This window comes from Nitratireductor sp. GZWM139, assembly GCF_030068685.1.
GTDB classification, from domain to species: Bacteria; Pseudomonadota; Alphaproteobacteria; order Rhizobiales; family Rhizobiaceae; genus Nitratireductor; species Nitratireductor aquimarinus.
In genome coordinates this window covers 49,150-64,778 of sequence record NZ_JAMQML010000019.1, presented here as the reverse complement: position 1 = coordinate 64,778, position 15,629 = coordinate 49,150, and the positions used below count along the sequence as shown (strand labels likewise).

The following is a 15,629-nucleotide window of genomic DNA, read 5'->3' as shown; positions in this document are numbered from 1 at the left end:
GAATGGATACCTTCTTTTCAACCTACGTCCTTCCGGGGCTTCTGATCCTTCTGCAGTCGGTGGCGATGATCGTCATCCTGCTGGTTTTCGTCGCCTATATCCTCTACGCCGACCGTAAGATCTGGGCGGCCGTTCAGCGTCGTCGCGGTCCGAACGTGGTCGGTCCGTGGGGCCTGTTCCAGGCGTTCGCCGACCTCTTCAAGTTCGTCTTCAAGGAGCCGGTCATTCCGTCCGGCGCCAACAAGGGCGTCTTCCTGCTCGCGCCGATGGTGGCTTCCGTGCTCGCCATCTCGGCCTGGGCGGTGATCCCGGTCGCGGAAGGCTGGGCCATTGCCGACGTCAACATCGGCATTCTCTATGTCTTCGCCATCGCCTCGCTCGAGGTTTACGGCGTGATCATGGGCGGCTGGGCCTCGAACTCGAAATATCCGTTCCTCGGCGCGCTGCGCTCGGCGGCGCAGATGGTCTCCTACGAAGTCTCCATCGGCTTCGTGATGGTCACGGTTCTGCTCACGGTCGGCTCGCTCAACCTGACGGACATCGTCCTGTCGCAGGGCACCGGTCTTGGCACCATGGTCGGCCTGCCGAACTCGTTCCTCGACTGGAACTGGCTCGTGCTGTTCCCGATGTTCATCGTGTTCTTCATCTCCGCTCTTGCCGAGACGAACCGTCCGCCCTTCGATCTGGTCGAAGCGGAATCGGAGCTCGTGGCCGGTCACATGATCGAGTATTCCTCGACGCCGTTCCTGCTCTTCTTCCTCGGCGAGTATGTGGCCATCGTCCTGATGTGCGCGCTCACCACCATCCTGTTCCTGGGTGGCTGGCTGCCGCCGTTCGACTTCGCTCCCTTCACCTGGGTGCCGGGCGTCATCTGGTTCGTCCTCAAGGTCTGCCTCGTGTTCTTCATGTTCTCGCTGGTGAAGGCCTTTGTCCCGCGCTACCGCTACGACCAGCTCATGCGTCTTGGCTGGAAAGTGTTCCTGCCGCTGTCGCTGTTCATGGTTGTCGCAACTGCGGCCTTCCTGAAATTCACGGGGATGGCATGATCATGGCCATCACCCATTCTGAAACGCGTTTCGGAGAAAAACGATGACTGCGCTTGCTCAGGCCGCGAAATCGCTGCTTCTCAAAGAGTTCGTCGGGGCTGTCATCCTGTCCATGCGCCAGTTCTTCGCGCCCAAATACACGTTGAACTACCCGCATGAAAAAGGTCCGGTGAGCCCGCGCTTCCGCGGCGAACATGCGCTGCGCCGCTATCCCAATGGCGAAGAGCGCTGCATCGCGTGCAAGCTGTGCGAGGCCATCTGCCCGGCTCAGGCCATCACCATCGAGGCCGGTCCGCGCCGCAATGACGGCACCCGCCGCACGGTGCGCTACGACATCGACATGGTGAAGTGCATCTATTGCGGCTTCTGTCAGGAGGCCTGCCCGGTCGACGCCATCGTCGAGGGGCCGAACTTCGAATTCGCGACGGAAACGCGCGAAGAGCTTTACTACGACAAGGACAAGCTGCTCGCCAATGGCGACCGGTGGGAGCGAGAGCTGGCGCGCAACATCGCGCTGGACGCACCATACCGGTGACGGTTTGACCCGTGGACGGGGGCAGGGCGCCCGTCTACAGCTGCCCCGCTCGAGGCGATCCGCATTCGGATCGGGGCATCGAGACTAATTCGCAGGCGGCAGCCGGCTTCACGCAAGCCGGCTTGCAGTCTAGGAACACGCTAATTTGACGCTCGGCCTGGCCGGGCGGATCGCAGAAGCCGGGCGTTATGCTTCGGCAGGCTAGCTAGGTACCGAGGGAACCATGCTGACAGGACTTGAGGCGATTTTCTTTTATCTGTTCGCCTTCCTAACCGTGGCGGCGGCCTTTATGGTCATTTCCGCGCGCAATCCCGTGCATTCGGTGCTCTATCTGATCGTCGCGTTCTTCAACTCGGCCGGTCTCTTCCTTCTTACGGGCGCTGAGTTTCTGGCCTTCATCATGCTGGTCGTCTATGTCGGCGCGGTTGCCGTGCTGTTCCTGTTCGTCGTCATGATGCTGGATGTGGACTTCGCGGAGCTGAAGCGCGGTGCGCTGCAATATGCTCCGGTCGGCGCGCTGGTGGGCATCATCCTGGCTGCGGAGCTGATCGTCGTTCTCGGCGGTTATGCATTCGCGCCGGAGATCGCAGGCGAGGTCGCCCAGCCGACGCCGCCGATCGATGTGCGCCACAACACGGCAGCGCTCGGCGATATCCTCTACACGGATTACATCCACTACTTCCAGATCGCCGGCATGGTGCTGCTGGTCGCCATGATCGGCGCCATCGTGCTCACGCTGCGCCACAAGGAAAACGTCAAGCGGCAGGACATCACTGCCCAGGTGGCGCGCACCCCTGAGACGGCGATCGAGATCAAGAAAGTCGAAACGGGCGAGGGAATCTGATCATGCTGGAAATCGGCATTGCACACTATCTGACCGTCTCGGCGATCCTGTTCACGCTCGGCGTGTTCGGCATCTTCCTCAACCGGAAGAACGTCATCATCATCCTGATGTCGGTCGAGCTCATCCTGCTTGCGGTCAACCTGAACTTCGTCGCCTTCTCCTCGGTTCTTGGAGATCTGGTCGGCCAGGTTTTCGCGCTTTTCGTTCTCACCGTCGCGGCGGCGGAAGCCGCGATCGGCCTTGCCATTCTCGTCGTCTTCTTCCGCAACCGCGGCACCATTGCCGTCGAAGACATCAACATGATGAAGGGCTGAGCATACGGCCATGTATCAAGCGATCGTATTTCTCCCGCTTATCGGCTTTCTGATCGCCGGGCTGTTCGGCCGCTCCATCGGCGCGAAGGCTTCCGAGCTGATCACAAGCGGCCTGATGGTAATCACCGCGCTTCTGTCCTGGGTGGCCTTCTTCTCGGTGGCTCTGGGCAGCGGCGAGGCGTTCACCGTCCCGCTTCTCTCCTTCATCACCTCGGGCAATCTGGATGTGTCCTGGGCGATCCGCGTGGACACGCTCACCGCCGTCATGCTCATCGTGGTCAACACGGTGTCGGCGCTGGTGCACATCTACTCGATCGGCTACATGCATCACGACCCGCATCGGCCGCGCTTCTTCGCCTATCTGTCGCTGTTCACCTTCGCCATGCTCATGCTGGTGACCTCCGACAATCTGGTGCAGATGTTCTTCGGCTGGGAAGGCGTTGGTCTTGCCTCGTATCTGCTGATCGGTTTCTGGTTCAAGAAGCCCTCGGCCAATGCCGCCGCCATGAAGGCCTTCGTCGTCAACCGCGTTGGTGACTTCGGCTTCCTGCTCGGCATCTTCGGCATCTACATGCTGTTCGGCTCGGTCAATTTCAGCACCATCTTCGCCAACGCCGCGACCTATCTGCCGGCTGAAGGCGCAGAAGCGGGCGAACCTGTCCTGACCTTCCTCGGCTACGCGCTCGACAAGGGCGGGGCGCTGACGGCCGTGTGTCTTCTTCTGTTCATGGGCGCCATGGGCAAGTCGGCGCAGGTGCCGCTGCACACCTGGCTGCCGGACGCCATGGAAGGCCCGACCCCGGTTTCCGCACTCATTCACGCCGCCACCATGGTCACCGCCGGTGTCTTCATGGTTGCGCGCCTGTCGCCGGTCTTCGAACTGTCGCACACCGCGCTCACGGTGGTCACCTTCGTCGGCGCGTTCACGGCCTTCTTCGCCGCGACCGTCGGTCTGGTGCAGAACGACATCAAGCGCGTGATCGCCTATTCGACCTGTTCGCAGCTCGGCTACATGTTCGTGGCGCTCGGCACGGGCTTCTATAGCGCGGCCATCTTCCACCTGTTCACGCACGCCTTCTTCAAGGCTCTGCTGTTCCTTGGTTCCGGTTCGGTCATCCACGCCGTTTCCGACGAGCAGGACATGCGCAAGATGGGCGGCCTTCGCAAGCTGATCCCGCAGACCTACTGGATGATGATCATCGGCACGATCGCGCTGACCGGCGTAGGCATCCCGATGACGGTCATCGGCACGGCAGGCTTCTTCTCCAAGGACGCCATCATCGAAGGTGCGTTCGCGGGCCAGAACTACTTCGCCATGTTCGCCTTCGTCATGCTCACCATCGCAGCCGTGTTCACCAGCTTCTATTCCTGGCGTCTGATCTTCATGACCTTCCATGGCAAGCCGCGGGCTTCCGCCGATGTCATGAGCCATGTTCATGAATCGCCGCTGGTCATGCTGGTGCCGCTGTTCATCCTCGCCGTTGGCGCACTGTTCGCAGGCGTTGCCTTCAAGGGCTTCTTCATCGGCGATGCCTATGACCAGTTCTGGAAGGGCGCCCTGTTCACGCTGCCGGGCAACCACATGCTGGAAGAGTTCCACCATGTTCCGGTCTGGGTGAAGCTTGCTCCGTTCGTCGCCATGCTTCTCGGCCTCTACGTCGCCTGGGTCTACTACATCCGTTCGCCCGAGCGTCCGAAGCGGCTCGCCAAGCAGTTCAGCGGTCTCTACGCATTCCTGCTGAACAAGTGGTACTTCGACGAGCTCTATGACTTCCTGTTCGTTCGCCCGGCGATGCGCCTTGGCCGCTTCCTCTGGAAGAAGGGCGACGGCGCCGTCATCGACGGCCTCGGCCCGGACGGAATTTCGGCCCGGGTGGTCGATGTGACCAACCGGATCGTCAAGCTGCAGAGCGGCTATCTCTATCACTACGCCTTCGCCATGCTCATCGGCGTTGCGGCCCTCGTTACCTGGATGATGCTCGGAGGCACGTTCTAAGCCATGACCGACTGGCCAATTCTTTCCACGGTCACCTTCCTGCCGCTGGTGGGTGCGCTTTTGATCCTCCTTATCCGGGAGGATGGCGCAGGTGCGCGCCGGAACATTCGCAATGTTGCGCTTTTGACGACGGTCTTCACCTTCGTCCTGTCGCTCTTCATCTGGGCTGGCTTCGATCCGTCGACGCCCAGCTTCCAGATGGTCGAGAAGCGCGAGTGGATCGGTTCCGGCATTGCCTATCACATGGGTGTCGACGGCATCTCGATGCTGTTCGTCATCCTCACGACCTTCCTCATGCCGCTGTGTATCCTGGCGAGCTGGAATTCGGTCGAGCACCGCGTCAAGGAATACATGATCGCGTTCCTGATCCTGGAAACGCTCATGATCGGCGTGTTTTGCGCCCTCGACATCGTGCTCTTCTACGTCTTCTTCGAGGCGGGCCTCATTCCGATGTTCATCATCATCGGCGTGTGGGGCGGCAAGCGTCGCGTCTATGCCAGCTTCAAGTTCTTCCTCTACACGCTTCTGGGATCGGTTCTGATGCTGATCGCCATGATGGCGATGTACTGGGAAGCCGGCACGACCGACATTCCGACGCTGCTCACGCACGTCTTCCCGTCGGGGATGCAGTATTGGCTATGGTTCGCCTTCTTCGCATCCTTCGCGGTGAAGATGCCGATGTGGCCGGTCCACACCTGGTTGCCCGACGCGCACGTTGAAGCGCCGACGGCGGGCTCGGTCATTCTGGCGGGTATTCTCCTGAAAATGGGCGGCTACGGCTTCCTGCGTTTCTCGCTGCCCATGTTCCCGGTCGCCTCCATCGATCTTGCGCCTCTGGTGTTCGCGCTGTCCGTCATCGCCATCGTCTACACGTCGCTGGTGGCGCTGATGCAGGAGGACATCAAGAAGCTGATCGCCTACTCGTCAGTCGCCCATATGGGCTTCGTCACCATGGGTATCTTCGCCATGAACGAGCAGGGCGTGCAGGGCGCGATCTTCCAGATGCTCTCGCATGGTCTGGTCTCGGGCGCGCTCTTCCTGTGTGTCGGCGTCATTTATGACCGCATGCACACCCGCGAGATCGCGGCCTATGGCGGCCTCGTGAACAACATGCCCAAATACGCCACGGTGTTCATGATCTTCACCATGGCCAATGTGGGCCTGCCGGGCACCAGCGGGTTTGTCGGCGAGTTCCTGACGCTTCTGTCGGTGTTCAAGGTCAACACCTGGGTGGCTTTCTTCGCCACGACCGGCGTGATCCTGTCGGCAGCCTATGCACTTTGGCTCTATCGCCGCGTGGTCTTCGGCTCGCTCACCAAGGAAAGCCTGAAGGGCATGCTCGACCTCTCCGCGCGTGAGAAGCTCATCCTCTACCCGCTTGTGGTTCTGGTGATCTTCTTCGGTGTCTACCCGGCACCGCTCCTCGATGCGACGGCGGTTTCGGTCGAAGCGCTTGTGAATAATGTCTCCCTGTCGGCCGACATGGCACGGGAAGCGGCAGCAGCTGCCGCGCAGTAAACGGAACGAAAGCGAATGACGCCTGATCTGACGATAAGCCTGATCCTTGCAACGCCGGAGCTGATTCTGGCGGTGGGCGCTATGGCGCTCCTGATGGTCGGTGTCTTTTCCGGCCCCCGTGCCAACTCCACCGTGACCGGTCTTGCGGTCGCGCTTCTGGTCGCCGTGATCGCGCTGATGGTCGTGTTCCCGGCCGATGGTCGCGCCTTTGGCGGGGCCTTCGTGAGCGATGGCTTTGCCCGCTTCATGAAGATCCTGACGCTGGTCGGCTCGGTCGTGACGCTGGTCATGTCGGTCGGTTTCGCCAAGGCCGAGAAGTTCGACAAGTTCGAGTTCCCGGTTCTCATCATGCTGGCCACGCTCGGCATGATGCTGATGATCTCGGCCAATGACATGATCGCGCTCTACATGGGCCTCGAGCTTCAGTCGCTCGCGCTCTATGTGGTCGCCGCCATCAACCGCGACAGCGCCCGTTCCACCGAGGCCGGCCTCAAGTACTTCGTGCTTGGCGCGCTTTCCTCGGGCATGATGCTGTACGGTATCTCGCTGGTCTACGGCTTCACCGGCAACACCGGCTTTGACGTCATCGCGGCAACGCTGACGGGTGCGGAGCGCGAGCTTGGCCTCGTCTTCGGTCTGGTGTTCGTGCTTGCCGGTCTCGCCTTCAAAATTTCGGCCGTGCCGTTCCACATGTGGACGCCGGACGTCTATGAAGGGGCGCCGACGCCGGTCACCGCCTTCTTCGCGGCTGCGCCCAAGATGGCCGCCATGGCGCTTCTGGTGCGCGTCACCATGAGCGCGTTCGAGCCGATTGCCAGCGACTGGCAGCAGATCATCATCTTCGTGTCGATCGCTTCCATGGTTCTGGGCGCGTTCGCCGCCATCGGTCAGCGCAACATCAAGCGTCTGATGGCCTATTCGTCCATCGGTCACGTCGGTTACGCGCTGGTCGGCCTCGCCGCCAATTCGGAAGCAGGCGTTGCCGGTGTTGCGATCTACATGCTGATCTATCTGGCCATGACGCTCGGCACCTTTGCCGTCATCCTGGCGATGCGCCGCAACGACGCCAATGTCGAGCAGATCGATGATCTGGCAGGTCTGTCGACCACCAATCCGATGATGGCGACGGTCATGACCATCCTCATGTTCTCGCTGGCCGGCATTCCGCCGCTCGCGGGCTTCTGGGGCAAGTGGTTCGTGTTCCTTCCCGCCATTCAGGCCGGGCTCTATCCGCTCGCCGTGATCGGTCTCGTCGCTTCCGTGGTCAGCGCGTTCTACTATCTGCGCGTCATCAAGATCATGTGGTTCGACGAGAGCTCGGGTGCGTTCCAGCCGATGGCAGGCGAGCTGCGCTTCGTCATGCTCCTGTCGGGCGCATTCGTCCTGCTCTATGCCGTGATCGCTGGCCCCGTCGGCCGCATTGCCGAGGCTGCCGCAAAGACCTTCTTCTAGGTCATGGCCTTTCGTCTGGCGCCTTCGGCTGCAGCAGCCGGCTATCGGCTGGAGGCCCATGAGAGCGTCAGCTCCACCAATGCGCTGGCGCTCGAACATGCGCGCGCCGGCGATGGAGGCGACCTCTGGGTCGTCTCATCCCGTCAGGAGAGCGGGCGAGGGCGTCGCGGCCGCGAATGGTCCACACCGCCCGGCAATCTTGCAGCAACGCTCCTGACGGTCGGCCATTTCGAGCCGGCCACCGCCGCCACGCTTGGTTTCGTGGCAGGCCTTGCACTTTCAGACGCACTTTTCGCTGTCGTTCCCGAACAGCGCATTGCGGTCGCTGCCGATGGCGGCGATCTTCCGGGCGGGCGCTTTGCGCTCAAATGGCCAAACGATGTTCTGGCCGAAGGGGCGAAGCTCTCGGGCATCCTGCTCGAATCGTCCATCCTCCCGGATGGACGCTTCGCCATCGCCGTGGGCATTGGCGTCAACGTCGTCGCCCACCCGGAAAACACACCCTATCCGGCGACCTCGCTCAAAGCGCTTGGTTTCAAAGGGGATGCGGGCGATCTCTTCCTTGCGCTTTCCGACGCCTGGGTCGATAACGTTCGTCTTTGGAATGCCGGGCGCGGGCTTGAAGCCATTCGCAAGCGCTGGCTCACCCGGGCCGCCGGGCTTGGCGCGCAGGTGTCCATCCGTGTCGATGGACGTGTGGCGCGCGGTACATTCGAAACCATCGACGAAGCCTGTCGCTTCGTCATCCGCGAGGCGGACGGTTCATTATTGAGAATTGCAGCGGGCGACGTGCATTTCGGCGCGGTCGCCTCGGCACAGGCAGATTAAGAGAAAGGGACCCATGGCGCGTTCCAGCAAGAAAGAGACGACCGTGAGCGAAGATCTGAAGAAGGCCGAACTGGTCTTCTGTCCGCTCGGCGGCGTCGGCGAGATCGGCATGAATTTCGGCCTTTACGGCTTTGGCCCGGCCGCCAAGCGCGAATGGATCATTGTCGATTGCGGCGTGACCTTCCCGGGACCGGAGCTTCCGGGCGTCGATCTCGTTCTCCCCGATATCAGCTTCATCGAAGGCGAAATCGACCGTCTGCGCGGCATGATCATCACCCATGCCCATGAAGACCATTACGGCGCGATCCTTGATCTGTGGCCGCGCCTGAAGACCGATGTGTGGATGACGCCGTTCGCCGCGGGCCTTCTGGAGGCCAAGCGCCAGTCGGAATCCTGGGCGCCCGACGTGCCGGTGAAGATTTTCAAGGCCGGTGAAAAGTTCGAGGTCGGACCGTTCGCCATCGAGGCGATTGCGGTCGCGCACTCCATTCCCGAGCCGGTTTCGCTGGTGATCACCACGCCGCTTGGCACGCTCGTTCACACGGGCGACTGGAAGATCGATCCCGCACCCGCCATCGGCCCCAAGACGGACGAGGCGCGCTTCCGGGCGGTCGGCGACGAAGGCGTTCTGGCGCTGATGTGCGATTCCACCAACGCCATGCGTGAGGGCGAATCCCCCACCGAGCAGGCGGTGGGCGAGGGGCTGAAGGAAGTCATCGAAGCGGCTGCCGGCCGTGTCGTCGTCACCACCTTCTCCTCGAATGTGGGGCGCATCCGCTCCATCGCCGAGGCCGCGCGCGACGCCGGTCGCCAGCTTCTGGTGCTTGGCCGCTCCATGAAGCGCGTCATCGATGTGGCAACCGATCTGGGCTATCTCGACGGCCTGCCGGAATATCTGGACGAGGATGAGTTCCAGCACGTGCCGCGCGACAAGGTCGTGGTCCTGTGCACCGGCAGCCAGGGCGAAAACCGCGCAGCACTCGCCAAGCTCGCCCGGGACGAGATGCGCAATGTCGCGCTCGCAGCCGGCGATACGGTCGTTTATTCCTCGCGCCTCATTCCCGGCAACGAAAAGGCGGTTCTGGAAACCAAGAACCGTCTCATCGAGATGGGCATCAAGATCATCGAGGATGATGACGCGCTGGTGCATGTTTCCGGCCATCCGCGCCGCAGCGAACTGAAGCGCATGTATTCGTGGGTCCGCCCGCAGATCCTCGTGCCCGTTCACGGCGAAGCCGCGCATCTCGTGGCGCAGGGCTCGCTCGGCTCCATGGAGGGCATCCCCGAGGTCGCTCAGGTGCGCAATGGCGACATCGTGCGGCTTGCGCCCGGACCCGCCGAGATCATCGGCGAAGCCCGGCATGGCCGCTTCTTCAAGGATGGCCGCCTTCTCGGTGACGAGGAGGAGATGGGCATTCGTGATCGCCGCAAGCTCTCCTATGCGGGCCATGTGGCCATCAACATCGTGCTCGATGACCGGCTCAATCTGGATGGCGATCCGGACATTGTCGCCATCGGCGTGGCCGAGCGTGACGCAAAAGGCGAAACGCTTGAGGACATCATGCTGGACGCCGCCATTGGCGCCGTGCGCAGCATTCCGCGCAACCGCCGCAAGGATCTCGACATGGTGTCGGAATCCGCGCGCCGCGCGGTACGCAACGCCGCAAACGCCGCATGGGGCAAAAAGCCCATGGTGACGGTGTTCGTCACGCAGTAACTTAAGGGACAAGGGGCAGGGCGACTGCCCCTTTTGCCCGGATGGAAAGAACGAAGCCGATGCTCGGAAAGCTCAATCACGTCGCAATCGCCGTGCCCGATCTTGCCAGGGCAACCGCGCTTTACCGTGATACGCTTGGGGCGCGGGTCTCTGCCCCGCAGGCGTTGCCCGGGCACGGCGTCACCGTGGTTTTTGTCGAGCTGGACAACACCAAGGTCGAGCTTCTGGAGCCGCTGGGCGCAGATTCCCCGATTGCCGCTTTCCTGGCCAGAAACCCGGATGGCGGCATGCATCACCTCTGCTACGAGGTGGAAGATATCATCGTCGCGCGCGACCGCCTGAAGGCGGATGGTGCGCGCATTCTCGGCGACGGCGAACCGAAGACCGGCGCCCATGGCAAGCCGGTGCTCTTCCTGCACCCGAAGGATTTCGCCGGCACGCTCGTCGAGCTCGAACAGGTTTGAGGTTTTCAGATGGGCTGGGTTTCTCTTCTCGCCGTATTCTTCATCGTCTGGTGGACGGTCCTCTTCATCGCGCTGCCGTTCGGCCTGCGCACGCAGGATGAGGATGGCGAGGTTACGCTCGGCACCACGGCCAGCGCGCCGCGCGGGCCGCACATGCTGCGCGCCCTGATCCGCACCACCATCATCGCGATTGTCATCTGCGGCGTGCTGGTCTTCGTCACGCGCGGGCTTGGCTATTCGTTCGACGACATTCCGCGCCTCGTCCCCACCTTCGACTGATCGCGTACAGGTCCGGTCGTTTCTCTGCCAGACCAGCAGGCTCTTCCGGTTTGCCCGGAGGAGGGGTTCCGCACGGCCTGATGCGCCATCATTGCCGCGCCTGAAACGCTGCCGAGAACGGTAGGGCACGCGTATCGATTTTTCGGGAACATGTCGGGAAACGGGCCTTTACGCAGAGAGACCCCCCAAAAAAAAAGCAAGGCCAAAGGCCTTGCAAACTCAACGCGTCCGATCCTTTTGCCGTATCATCGTCGGCGGCTGCGTGTAACCGCGCCTGGACCGCATCCTCCCAAGACTTTGACCGCGTAATGAGGTTGAATTTGCGCTTCAACCTCTTGTTATGGGAGCGCACCATAGAGCAAGTTGAGACGAAATGTCACGAGGAAAATTGCGTTTGAAATGCATTGTTATCATTTCGCTGTCTTGAACATGTGAGCCTGCGACCCCAACGCGTGAGCGGTTGTGTCGGCGGCTTTTCAATTCATTATGAAATCGTTAAGACAGCGGCCTTGAGCCACTTCTCTCTTTGATTCCGAACAGGCTCCCCAGAGCCGCCTGAATGGATGCGTTTATGCGACTGTCGCGCTACTTCCTGCCTATCTTGAAAGAAACCCCTCGCGAGGCCGAGATCGTCTCGCACCGTCTGATGCTGCGTGCCGGCATGATCCGCCAGCAGGGTGCTGGCAGTTTTTCCTGGTTGCCGCTGGGCAAGCGCGTCCTCGACAAGGTGAACCAGATCATCCGTGAGGAGCAGAACCGCGCCGGTGCGCAGGAAATCCTCATGCCGACCATCCAGTCGGCCGATCTGTGGATGGAAAGCGGTCGCTACGACGATTACGGCAAGGAGATGCTGCGCATCACCGACCGGCATGAGCGCAAGATGCTCTATGGCCCCACCAATGAAGAGATGGTGACGGACATTTTCCGGTCCTATGTGAAGTCCTACAAGGATCTGCCCCTCAACCTCTACCACATCCAGTGGAAGTTCCGCGACGAGGTGCGTCCGCGCTTCGGCGTCATGCGCTCGCGCGAGTTCCTGATGAAGGACGCCTATTCCTTCGATCTGGATTACGAGGGGGCGAGGGCCGCCTATAACCGCATGTTCGTTGCCTATCTGCGCACATTCGGGCGCATGGGCCTGCAGGCGATCCCGATGCGCGCCGACACCGGCCCCATCGGCGGTGATCTGAGCCACGAATTCATCATTCTCGCCTCCACCGGCGAGAGCGAGGTGTTCTGCCGCAAGGAGTTCCTTGAGCTTCAGGTGCCCGGCGCGGATGTCGACTTCGCAAACGATGCCGAAATCGCCGACATCGTCACCACCTGGACGACGCCTTATGCAGCCACCGACGAGATGCATGACGAGGCCGCCTGGGACGCGATTGCCGAGGACGAGAAAGTTTCTGCCCGTGGTATCGAGGTTGGCCATATTTTCCACTTCGGGACCAAGTATTCCGAGCCCATGAACGCGACCGTCACCGGTCCGGATGGCAAGGAGCACTGCGTTTCCATGGGGTCCTACGGCATTGGCCCGAGCCGCCTTCTTGCGGCGATCATCGAGGCGAGCCACGACGAGAACGGCATCATCTGGCCGGAGAGCGTCGCGCCGTTCGATGTCGGCCTGATCAACATGAAGGCGGGCGACGAGGCCTGCGACCGCGTCTGCGAGGAGCTCTATGAAAAGCTCCAGGCGGCCGGCAAGGACGTGCTCTACGACGATACGGACCAGCGCGCCGGCGGCAAGTTCGCCACCGCCGATCTGATCGGTCTGCCCTGGCAGGTGATCGTCGGACCGCGCGGCGTCGCCAGTGGCGAGGTGGAAATCAAGAACCGCGCCACCGGTGAGCGTGAATCGCTCACGCTCGAGGCCGTGGTGAACCGCCTGAGCCAGCAGGGCGCTGCATGACGCAGCAGCGCAATTCCGGTCCGGGCGCGCAGCCGCGCGCCCGCCAGCGTAAATGCCTTTGAGGTCAAGACATGAGTGAAGCCGCCACCAGCGAGGCAGCCGCACAGAGCGCGCCGGCGAAGCCGAAGGGGGCAGGACCGTTCTCCCGCTTCGAGCGCATGATTGCCTGGCGCTATCTGCGTTCGCGCCGCAAGGAGACCGTGATCTCGGTGATCGCGTCCATCTCCTTTGTCGGCATCATGCTGGGGGTGGCCACGCTGATCGTGGTCATGGCCGTCATGAACGGCTTCCGCGCCGAACTCCTGACCCGCATTCTGGGTGTCAACGGTCATCTGATCGTGCAGCCCGTCGACATGCCCATGACGGATTATGAGGCTGTCGCAAAGCGCATCGAGGGCGTGGAGGGCGTTCAGATCGCCCTGCCCATGGTGCAGGGGCAGGTGCTCGTTTCAGGCCGCAGCGGCGCTGGAACCGGCGCCGTGGTGCGCGGTGTGCGCGCAGACGACCTGTCGCGGCTCGATCTGGTGTCGAGCAATATCAAGGACGGCTCTCTGGTGGGCTTCGCCACGGGCGAAGGGCTCGCCATGGGCTCGCGCATGGCGGAAAATCTGGGCCTGACGGTGGGTGATTCCGTCACCCTTGTCGCGCCCGAGGGCGATGTCACACCCTTTGGCACGACCCCGCGCGTCAAGACCTATCCGATTGCCGCCACCTTCGAGGTGGGCATGTCGGAATATGACGCCTCGATCATCTATATGCCGCTGCAGGAAGCGCAGCTCTATTTCAACGCCGAGGGGCTGGTGCAGTCCATCGAACTGTTCGTCGACGATCCCGACGCGGTTGCGACCATGCGCCCGCAGGTGGAGGAGGCCGCCCAGCGGCCCGTACTCCTGTCCGACTGGCGGCAGCGCAACAGCACCTTCTTCTCCGCGCTCGAAGTGGAGCGGAACGTCATGTTCATGATCCTGACCATGATCGTTCTCGTGGCGGCGCTGAACATCATTTCCGGCCTCGTCATGCTGGTGAAGGACAAGGGGCACGACATTGCCATCCTGCGCACCATGGGCGCGACCAGCGGTTCGGTCATGCGCATCTTCCTGATGACAGGTGCGGCCATCGGCGTGGCCGGCACTGCTGCGGGTGTGGTTCTGGGCGTCGTCATCTGCTGGAACGTGGAATCGATCCGCCAGTTCTTCTCCTGGCTCTCCGGCACCACGATCTTCGATCCGGAACTCTATTTCCTGAGCCAGTTGCCGGCAAAGATGGAAGCCGGCGAGACGGTTTCCGTCATCGTCATGGCGCTCGCCCTGTCTTTCGTGGCAACGCTCTTCCCGGCCTGGCGCGCCTCGCGGCTCGATCCGGTCGAAGCACTGAGGTATGACTGATGGCCGCGCCTATTCTCGAACTCAAGGGCATTGAGCGCAGTTATAGCGAGGGTGAGGGCCGTCTCACCATTCTCAAGGATGCGGGCTTCACCCTGCGGCCGGGCGAGATGGTGGCGCTTGTCGCTCCCTCCGGTGCCGGCAAGTCCACGCTCCTTCATCTGGCGGGCCTTCTGGAAGCGCCGGATGCGGGCGAGGTGATCGTCGCCGGCCAGGCCTGCGGCCGTCTTTCCGACGATGCGCGCACCGCCATCCGCCGCAACGAGATCGGCTTTGTCTACCAGTTTCATCATCTCCTGCCGGAATTCACCGCCGAGGAGAATGTGATGATCCCGCAGATGGTGGCGGGCATGGACCCGGCCGAGGCCAAAACGCGCGCCAGCCAGTTGCTCGACTATCTGCGCGTCGGCCATCGCGGCAGCCACCGTCCGGCCGAGCTTTCGGGCGGTGAGCAGCAGCGCGTCGCCATTGCGCGCGCCGTCGCCAATGCGCCGCGCGTGCTTCTGGCGGATGAGCCGACCGGCAATCTGGATCCCAAGACGGCTGGCTATGTGTTCGATGCGCTTGAGGCGCTTGTGCGCCAGTCGGGACTGGCCGCGCTGATTGCCACCCACAATCACGAACTCGCCGCCCGCATGGACCGCGTGGTCACGCTGGAGGGCGGCAAGGTCACCGCCTGGAAGCGNGGGACTGGCCGCGCTGATTGCCACCCACAATCACGAACTCGCCGCCCGCATGGACCGCGTGGTCACGCTGGAGGGCGGCAAGGTCACCGCCTGGAAGCGCTAGAGCAATTCCAGGAAAAGTGGGAACCGGTTTTCCGTCCGGAATTGCGTAACACAATGAGTTGGGGGATTTTCGCGATTCAACGAAAAGCGGAAATGCTCCAGACGATCGATCTGAAAATGGATGCGCCGCGATCTCACGGCGTTTCCCGAAATGACGAACAGGCTACAAACCGCGCTGCCCGTGCAGTGCGGTTTTCTTTTGCCCTTGAAGCGCCCAGGACCGCCCCTAAACGCCGCGCCTTCTCGCGGGCGCACCAGGTGCTACCCGGCTAAGCGATTAACGCCACGTCAACCTTAACATCCGGGCGCTCCGTGTGAGCTGTTCTGCACGCTTGACGATGGAACATAAATAGAACATAAAGGGATTATAAAGTGATCAGGAGAGATAAATGACCGATCTTTTTCAGGATGTCGTCTCGCTCGTTGCAGTCAGCTCCTTCATCATGATGGCCGCCGTCTTCATCGGCGCGATCTGATATCCCTTTGCGGATGCGCGCTGAGCGCACCGCCGTGTTCGCCGATTCCTGCCATCGTGGCAGTTGCGTTCGGCCCAAATGAAA

General features: G+C 61.9%; 13 protein-coding genes and 1 pseudogene. All 14 read left to right on the top strand.

All coding sequences use genetic code 11. From position 1 onward, the window contains the following. The first annotated feature begins 2 nt into the window (after positions 1–2). Positions 3–1,046, top strand: coding sequence for an NADH-quinone oxidoreductase subunit NuoH (gene nuoH / locus NDI72_RS19405; RefSeq protein ID WP_206549086.1), 1,044 nt, complete (start codon positions 3–5; stop codon positions 1,044–1,046). 43 nt (positions 1,047–1,089) lie between these two features. Then, positions 1,090–1,581 (top strand): NADH-quinone oxidoreductase subunit NuoI, encoded by a 492-nt coding sequence (gene nuoI, locus NDI72_RS19400; RefSeq protein WP_113154956.1) that lies wholly within the window; start codon positions 1,090–1,092, stop codon positions 1,579–1,581. A gap of 223 nt (positions 1,582–1,804) precedes the next feature. Next, positions 1,805–2,425 (top strand): NADH-quinone oxidoreductase subunit J, encoded by a 621-nt coding sequence (locus NDI72_RS19395; RefSeq protein ID WP_113154957.1) that lies wholly within the window; start codon positions 1,805–1,807, stop codon positions 2,423–2,425. A gap of 5 nt (positions 2,426–2,430) precedes the next feature. Then, the gene (gene nuoK, locus NDI72_RS19390) at positions 2,431–2,739 is read left to right on the top strand and encodes an NADH-quinone oxidoreductase subunit NuoK (protein WP_025030250.1); all 309 of its coding nucleotides are present in this window, start codon (positions 2,431–2,433) and stop codon (positions 2,737–2,739) included. 10 nt (positions 2,740–2,749) lie between these two features. Next, positions 2,750–4,735: an NADH-quinone oxidoreductase subunit L gene (gene nuoL / locus NDI72_RS19385; protein ID WP_206554529.1), complete on the top strand. Its 1,986-nt coding sequence runs from the start codon at positions 2,750–2,752 to the stop codon at positions 4,733–4,735. Between the two features lie 3 nt (positions 4,736–4,738). Beyond that, a complete protein-coding gene (locus tag NDI72_RS19380) occupies positions 4,739–6,253 on the top strand; it encodes an NADH-quinone oxidoreductase subunit M (RefSeq protein ID WP_206545488.1) in 1,515 nt (504 codons plus the stop codon). 15 nt (positions 6,254–6,268) lie between these two features. Beyond that, positions 6,269–7,705 carry an NADH-quinone oxidoreductase subunit NuoN gene (gene nuoN / locus NDI72_RS19375; protein ID WP_113154960.1) on the top strand — a complete coding sequence of 479 codons (1,437 nt, stop codon included), beginning with the start codon at positions 6,269–6,271 and terminating at the stop codon, positions 7,703–7,705. A gap of 3 nt (positions 7,706–7,708) precedes the next feature. After that, on the top strand, positions 7,709–8,533 hold the full coding sequence (locus NDI72_RS19370) for a biotin--[acetyl-CoA-carboxylase] ligase (RefSeq protein WP_113154961.1): 825 nt from the start codon (positions 7,709–7,711) through the stop codon (positions 8,531–8,533). 13 nt (positions 8,534–8,546) lie between these two features. Next, on the top strand, positions 8,547–10,250 hold the full coding sequence (locus NDI72_RS19365; protein ID WP_113154962.1) for a ribonuclease J: 1,704 nt from the start codon (positions 8,547–8,549) through the stop codon (positions 10,248–10,250). Positions 10,251–10,309: 59 nt separating this feature from the next. After that, positions 10,310–10,714, top strand: coding sequence for a methylmalonyl-CoA epimerase (gene mce / locus NDI72_RS19360; RefSeq protein ID WP_206545486.1), 405 nt, complete (start codon positions 10,310–10,312; stop codon positions 10,712–10,714). A 9-nt stretch (positions 10,715–10,723) separates the two neighbouring features. Then, positions 10,724–10,993, top strand: coding sequence for a DUF1467 family protein (locus tag NDI72_RS19355; protein ID WP_113154964.1), 270 nt, complete (start codon positions 10,724–10,726; stop codon positions 10,991–10,993). Between the two features lie 571 nt (positions 10,994–11,564). Further along, positions 11,565–12,899, top strand: coding sequence for a proline--tRNA ligase (proS, locus tag NDI72_RS19350; RefSeq protein WP_206545484.1), 1,335 nt, complete (start codon positions 11,565–11,567; stop codon positions 12,897–12,899). 71 nt (positions 12,900–12,970) lie between these two features. After that, a complete protein-coding gene (locus tag NDI72_RS19345) occupies positions 12,971–14,284 on the top strand; it encodes a lipoprotein-releasing ABC transporter permease subunit (RefSeq protein ID WP_206549089.1) in 1,314 nt (437 codons plus the stop codon). Then, positions 14,284–14,952 (top strand): annotated as a pseudogene (locus NDI72_RS19340) (ABC transporter ATP-binding protein); the annotation flags it as partial. The gene NDI72_RS19345 and the pseudogene NDI72_RS19340, both read left to right, overlap by 1 nt. Positions 14,953–15,629 lie beyond the last annotated feature (677 nt).

What these genes read in the sequence shown, in the direction of transcription:
- nuoH (WP_206549086.1), top strand. Translation starts at nt 3, where the DNA reads ATGGATACCTTCTTTTCAACCTACGTCCTTCCGGGGCTTCTGATCCTT.
- nuoI (WP_113154956.1), top strand. Translation starts at nt 1,090, where the DNA reads ATGACTGCGCTTGCTCAGGCCGCGAAATCGCTGCTTCTCAAAGAGTTC.
- NDI72_RS19395 (WP_113154957.1), top strand. Translation starts at nt 1,805, where the DNA reads ATGCTGACAGGACTTGAGGCGATTTTCTTTTATCTGTTCGCCTTCCTA.
- nuoL (WP_206554529.1), top strand. Translation starts at nt 2,750, where the DNA reads ATGTATCAAGCGATCGTATTTCTCCCGCTTATCGGCTTTCTGATCGCC.
- NDI72_RS19380 (WP_206545488.1), top strand. Translation starts at nt 4,739, where the DNA reads ATGACCGACTGGCCAATTCTTTCCACGGTCACCTTCCTGCCGCTGGTG.
- nuoN (WP_113154960.1), top strand. Translation starts at nt 6,269, where the DNA reads ATGACGCCTGATCTGACGATAAGCCTGATCCTTGCAACGCCGGAGCTG.
- NDI72_RS19370 (WP_113154961.1), top strand. Translation starts at nt 7,709, where the DNA reads ATGGCCTTTCGTCTGGCGCCTTCGGCTGCAGCAGCCGGCTATCGGCTG.
- NDI72_RS19365 (WP_113154962.1), top strand. Translation starts at nt 8,547, where the DNA reads ATGGCGCGTTCCAGCAAGAAAGAGACGACCGTGAGCGAAGATCTGAAG.
- mce (WP_206545486.1), top strand. Translation starts at nt 10,310, where the DNA reads ATGCTCGGAAAGCTCAATCACGTCGCAATCGCCGTGCCCGATCTTGCC.
- NDI72_RS19355 (WP_113154964.1), top strand. Translation starts at nt 10,724, where the DNA reads ATGGGCTGGGTTTCTCTTCTCGCCGTATTCTTCATCGTCTGGTGGACG.
- proS (WP_206545484.1), top strand. Translation starts at nt 11,565, where the DNA reads ATGCGACTGTCGCGCTACTTCCTGCCTATCTTGAAAGAAACCCCTCGC.
- NDI72_RS19345 (WP_206549089.1), top strand. Translation starts at nt 12,971, where the DNA reads ATGAGTGAAGCCGCCACCAGCGAGGCAGCCGCACAGAGCGCGCCGGCG.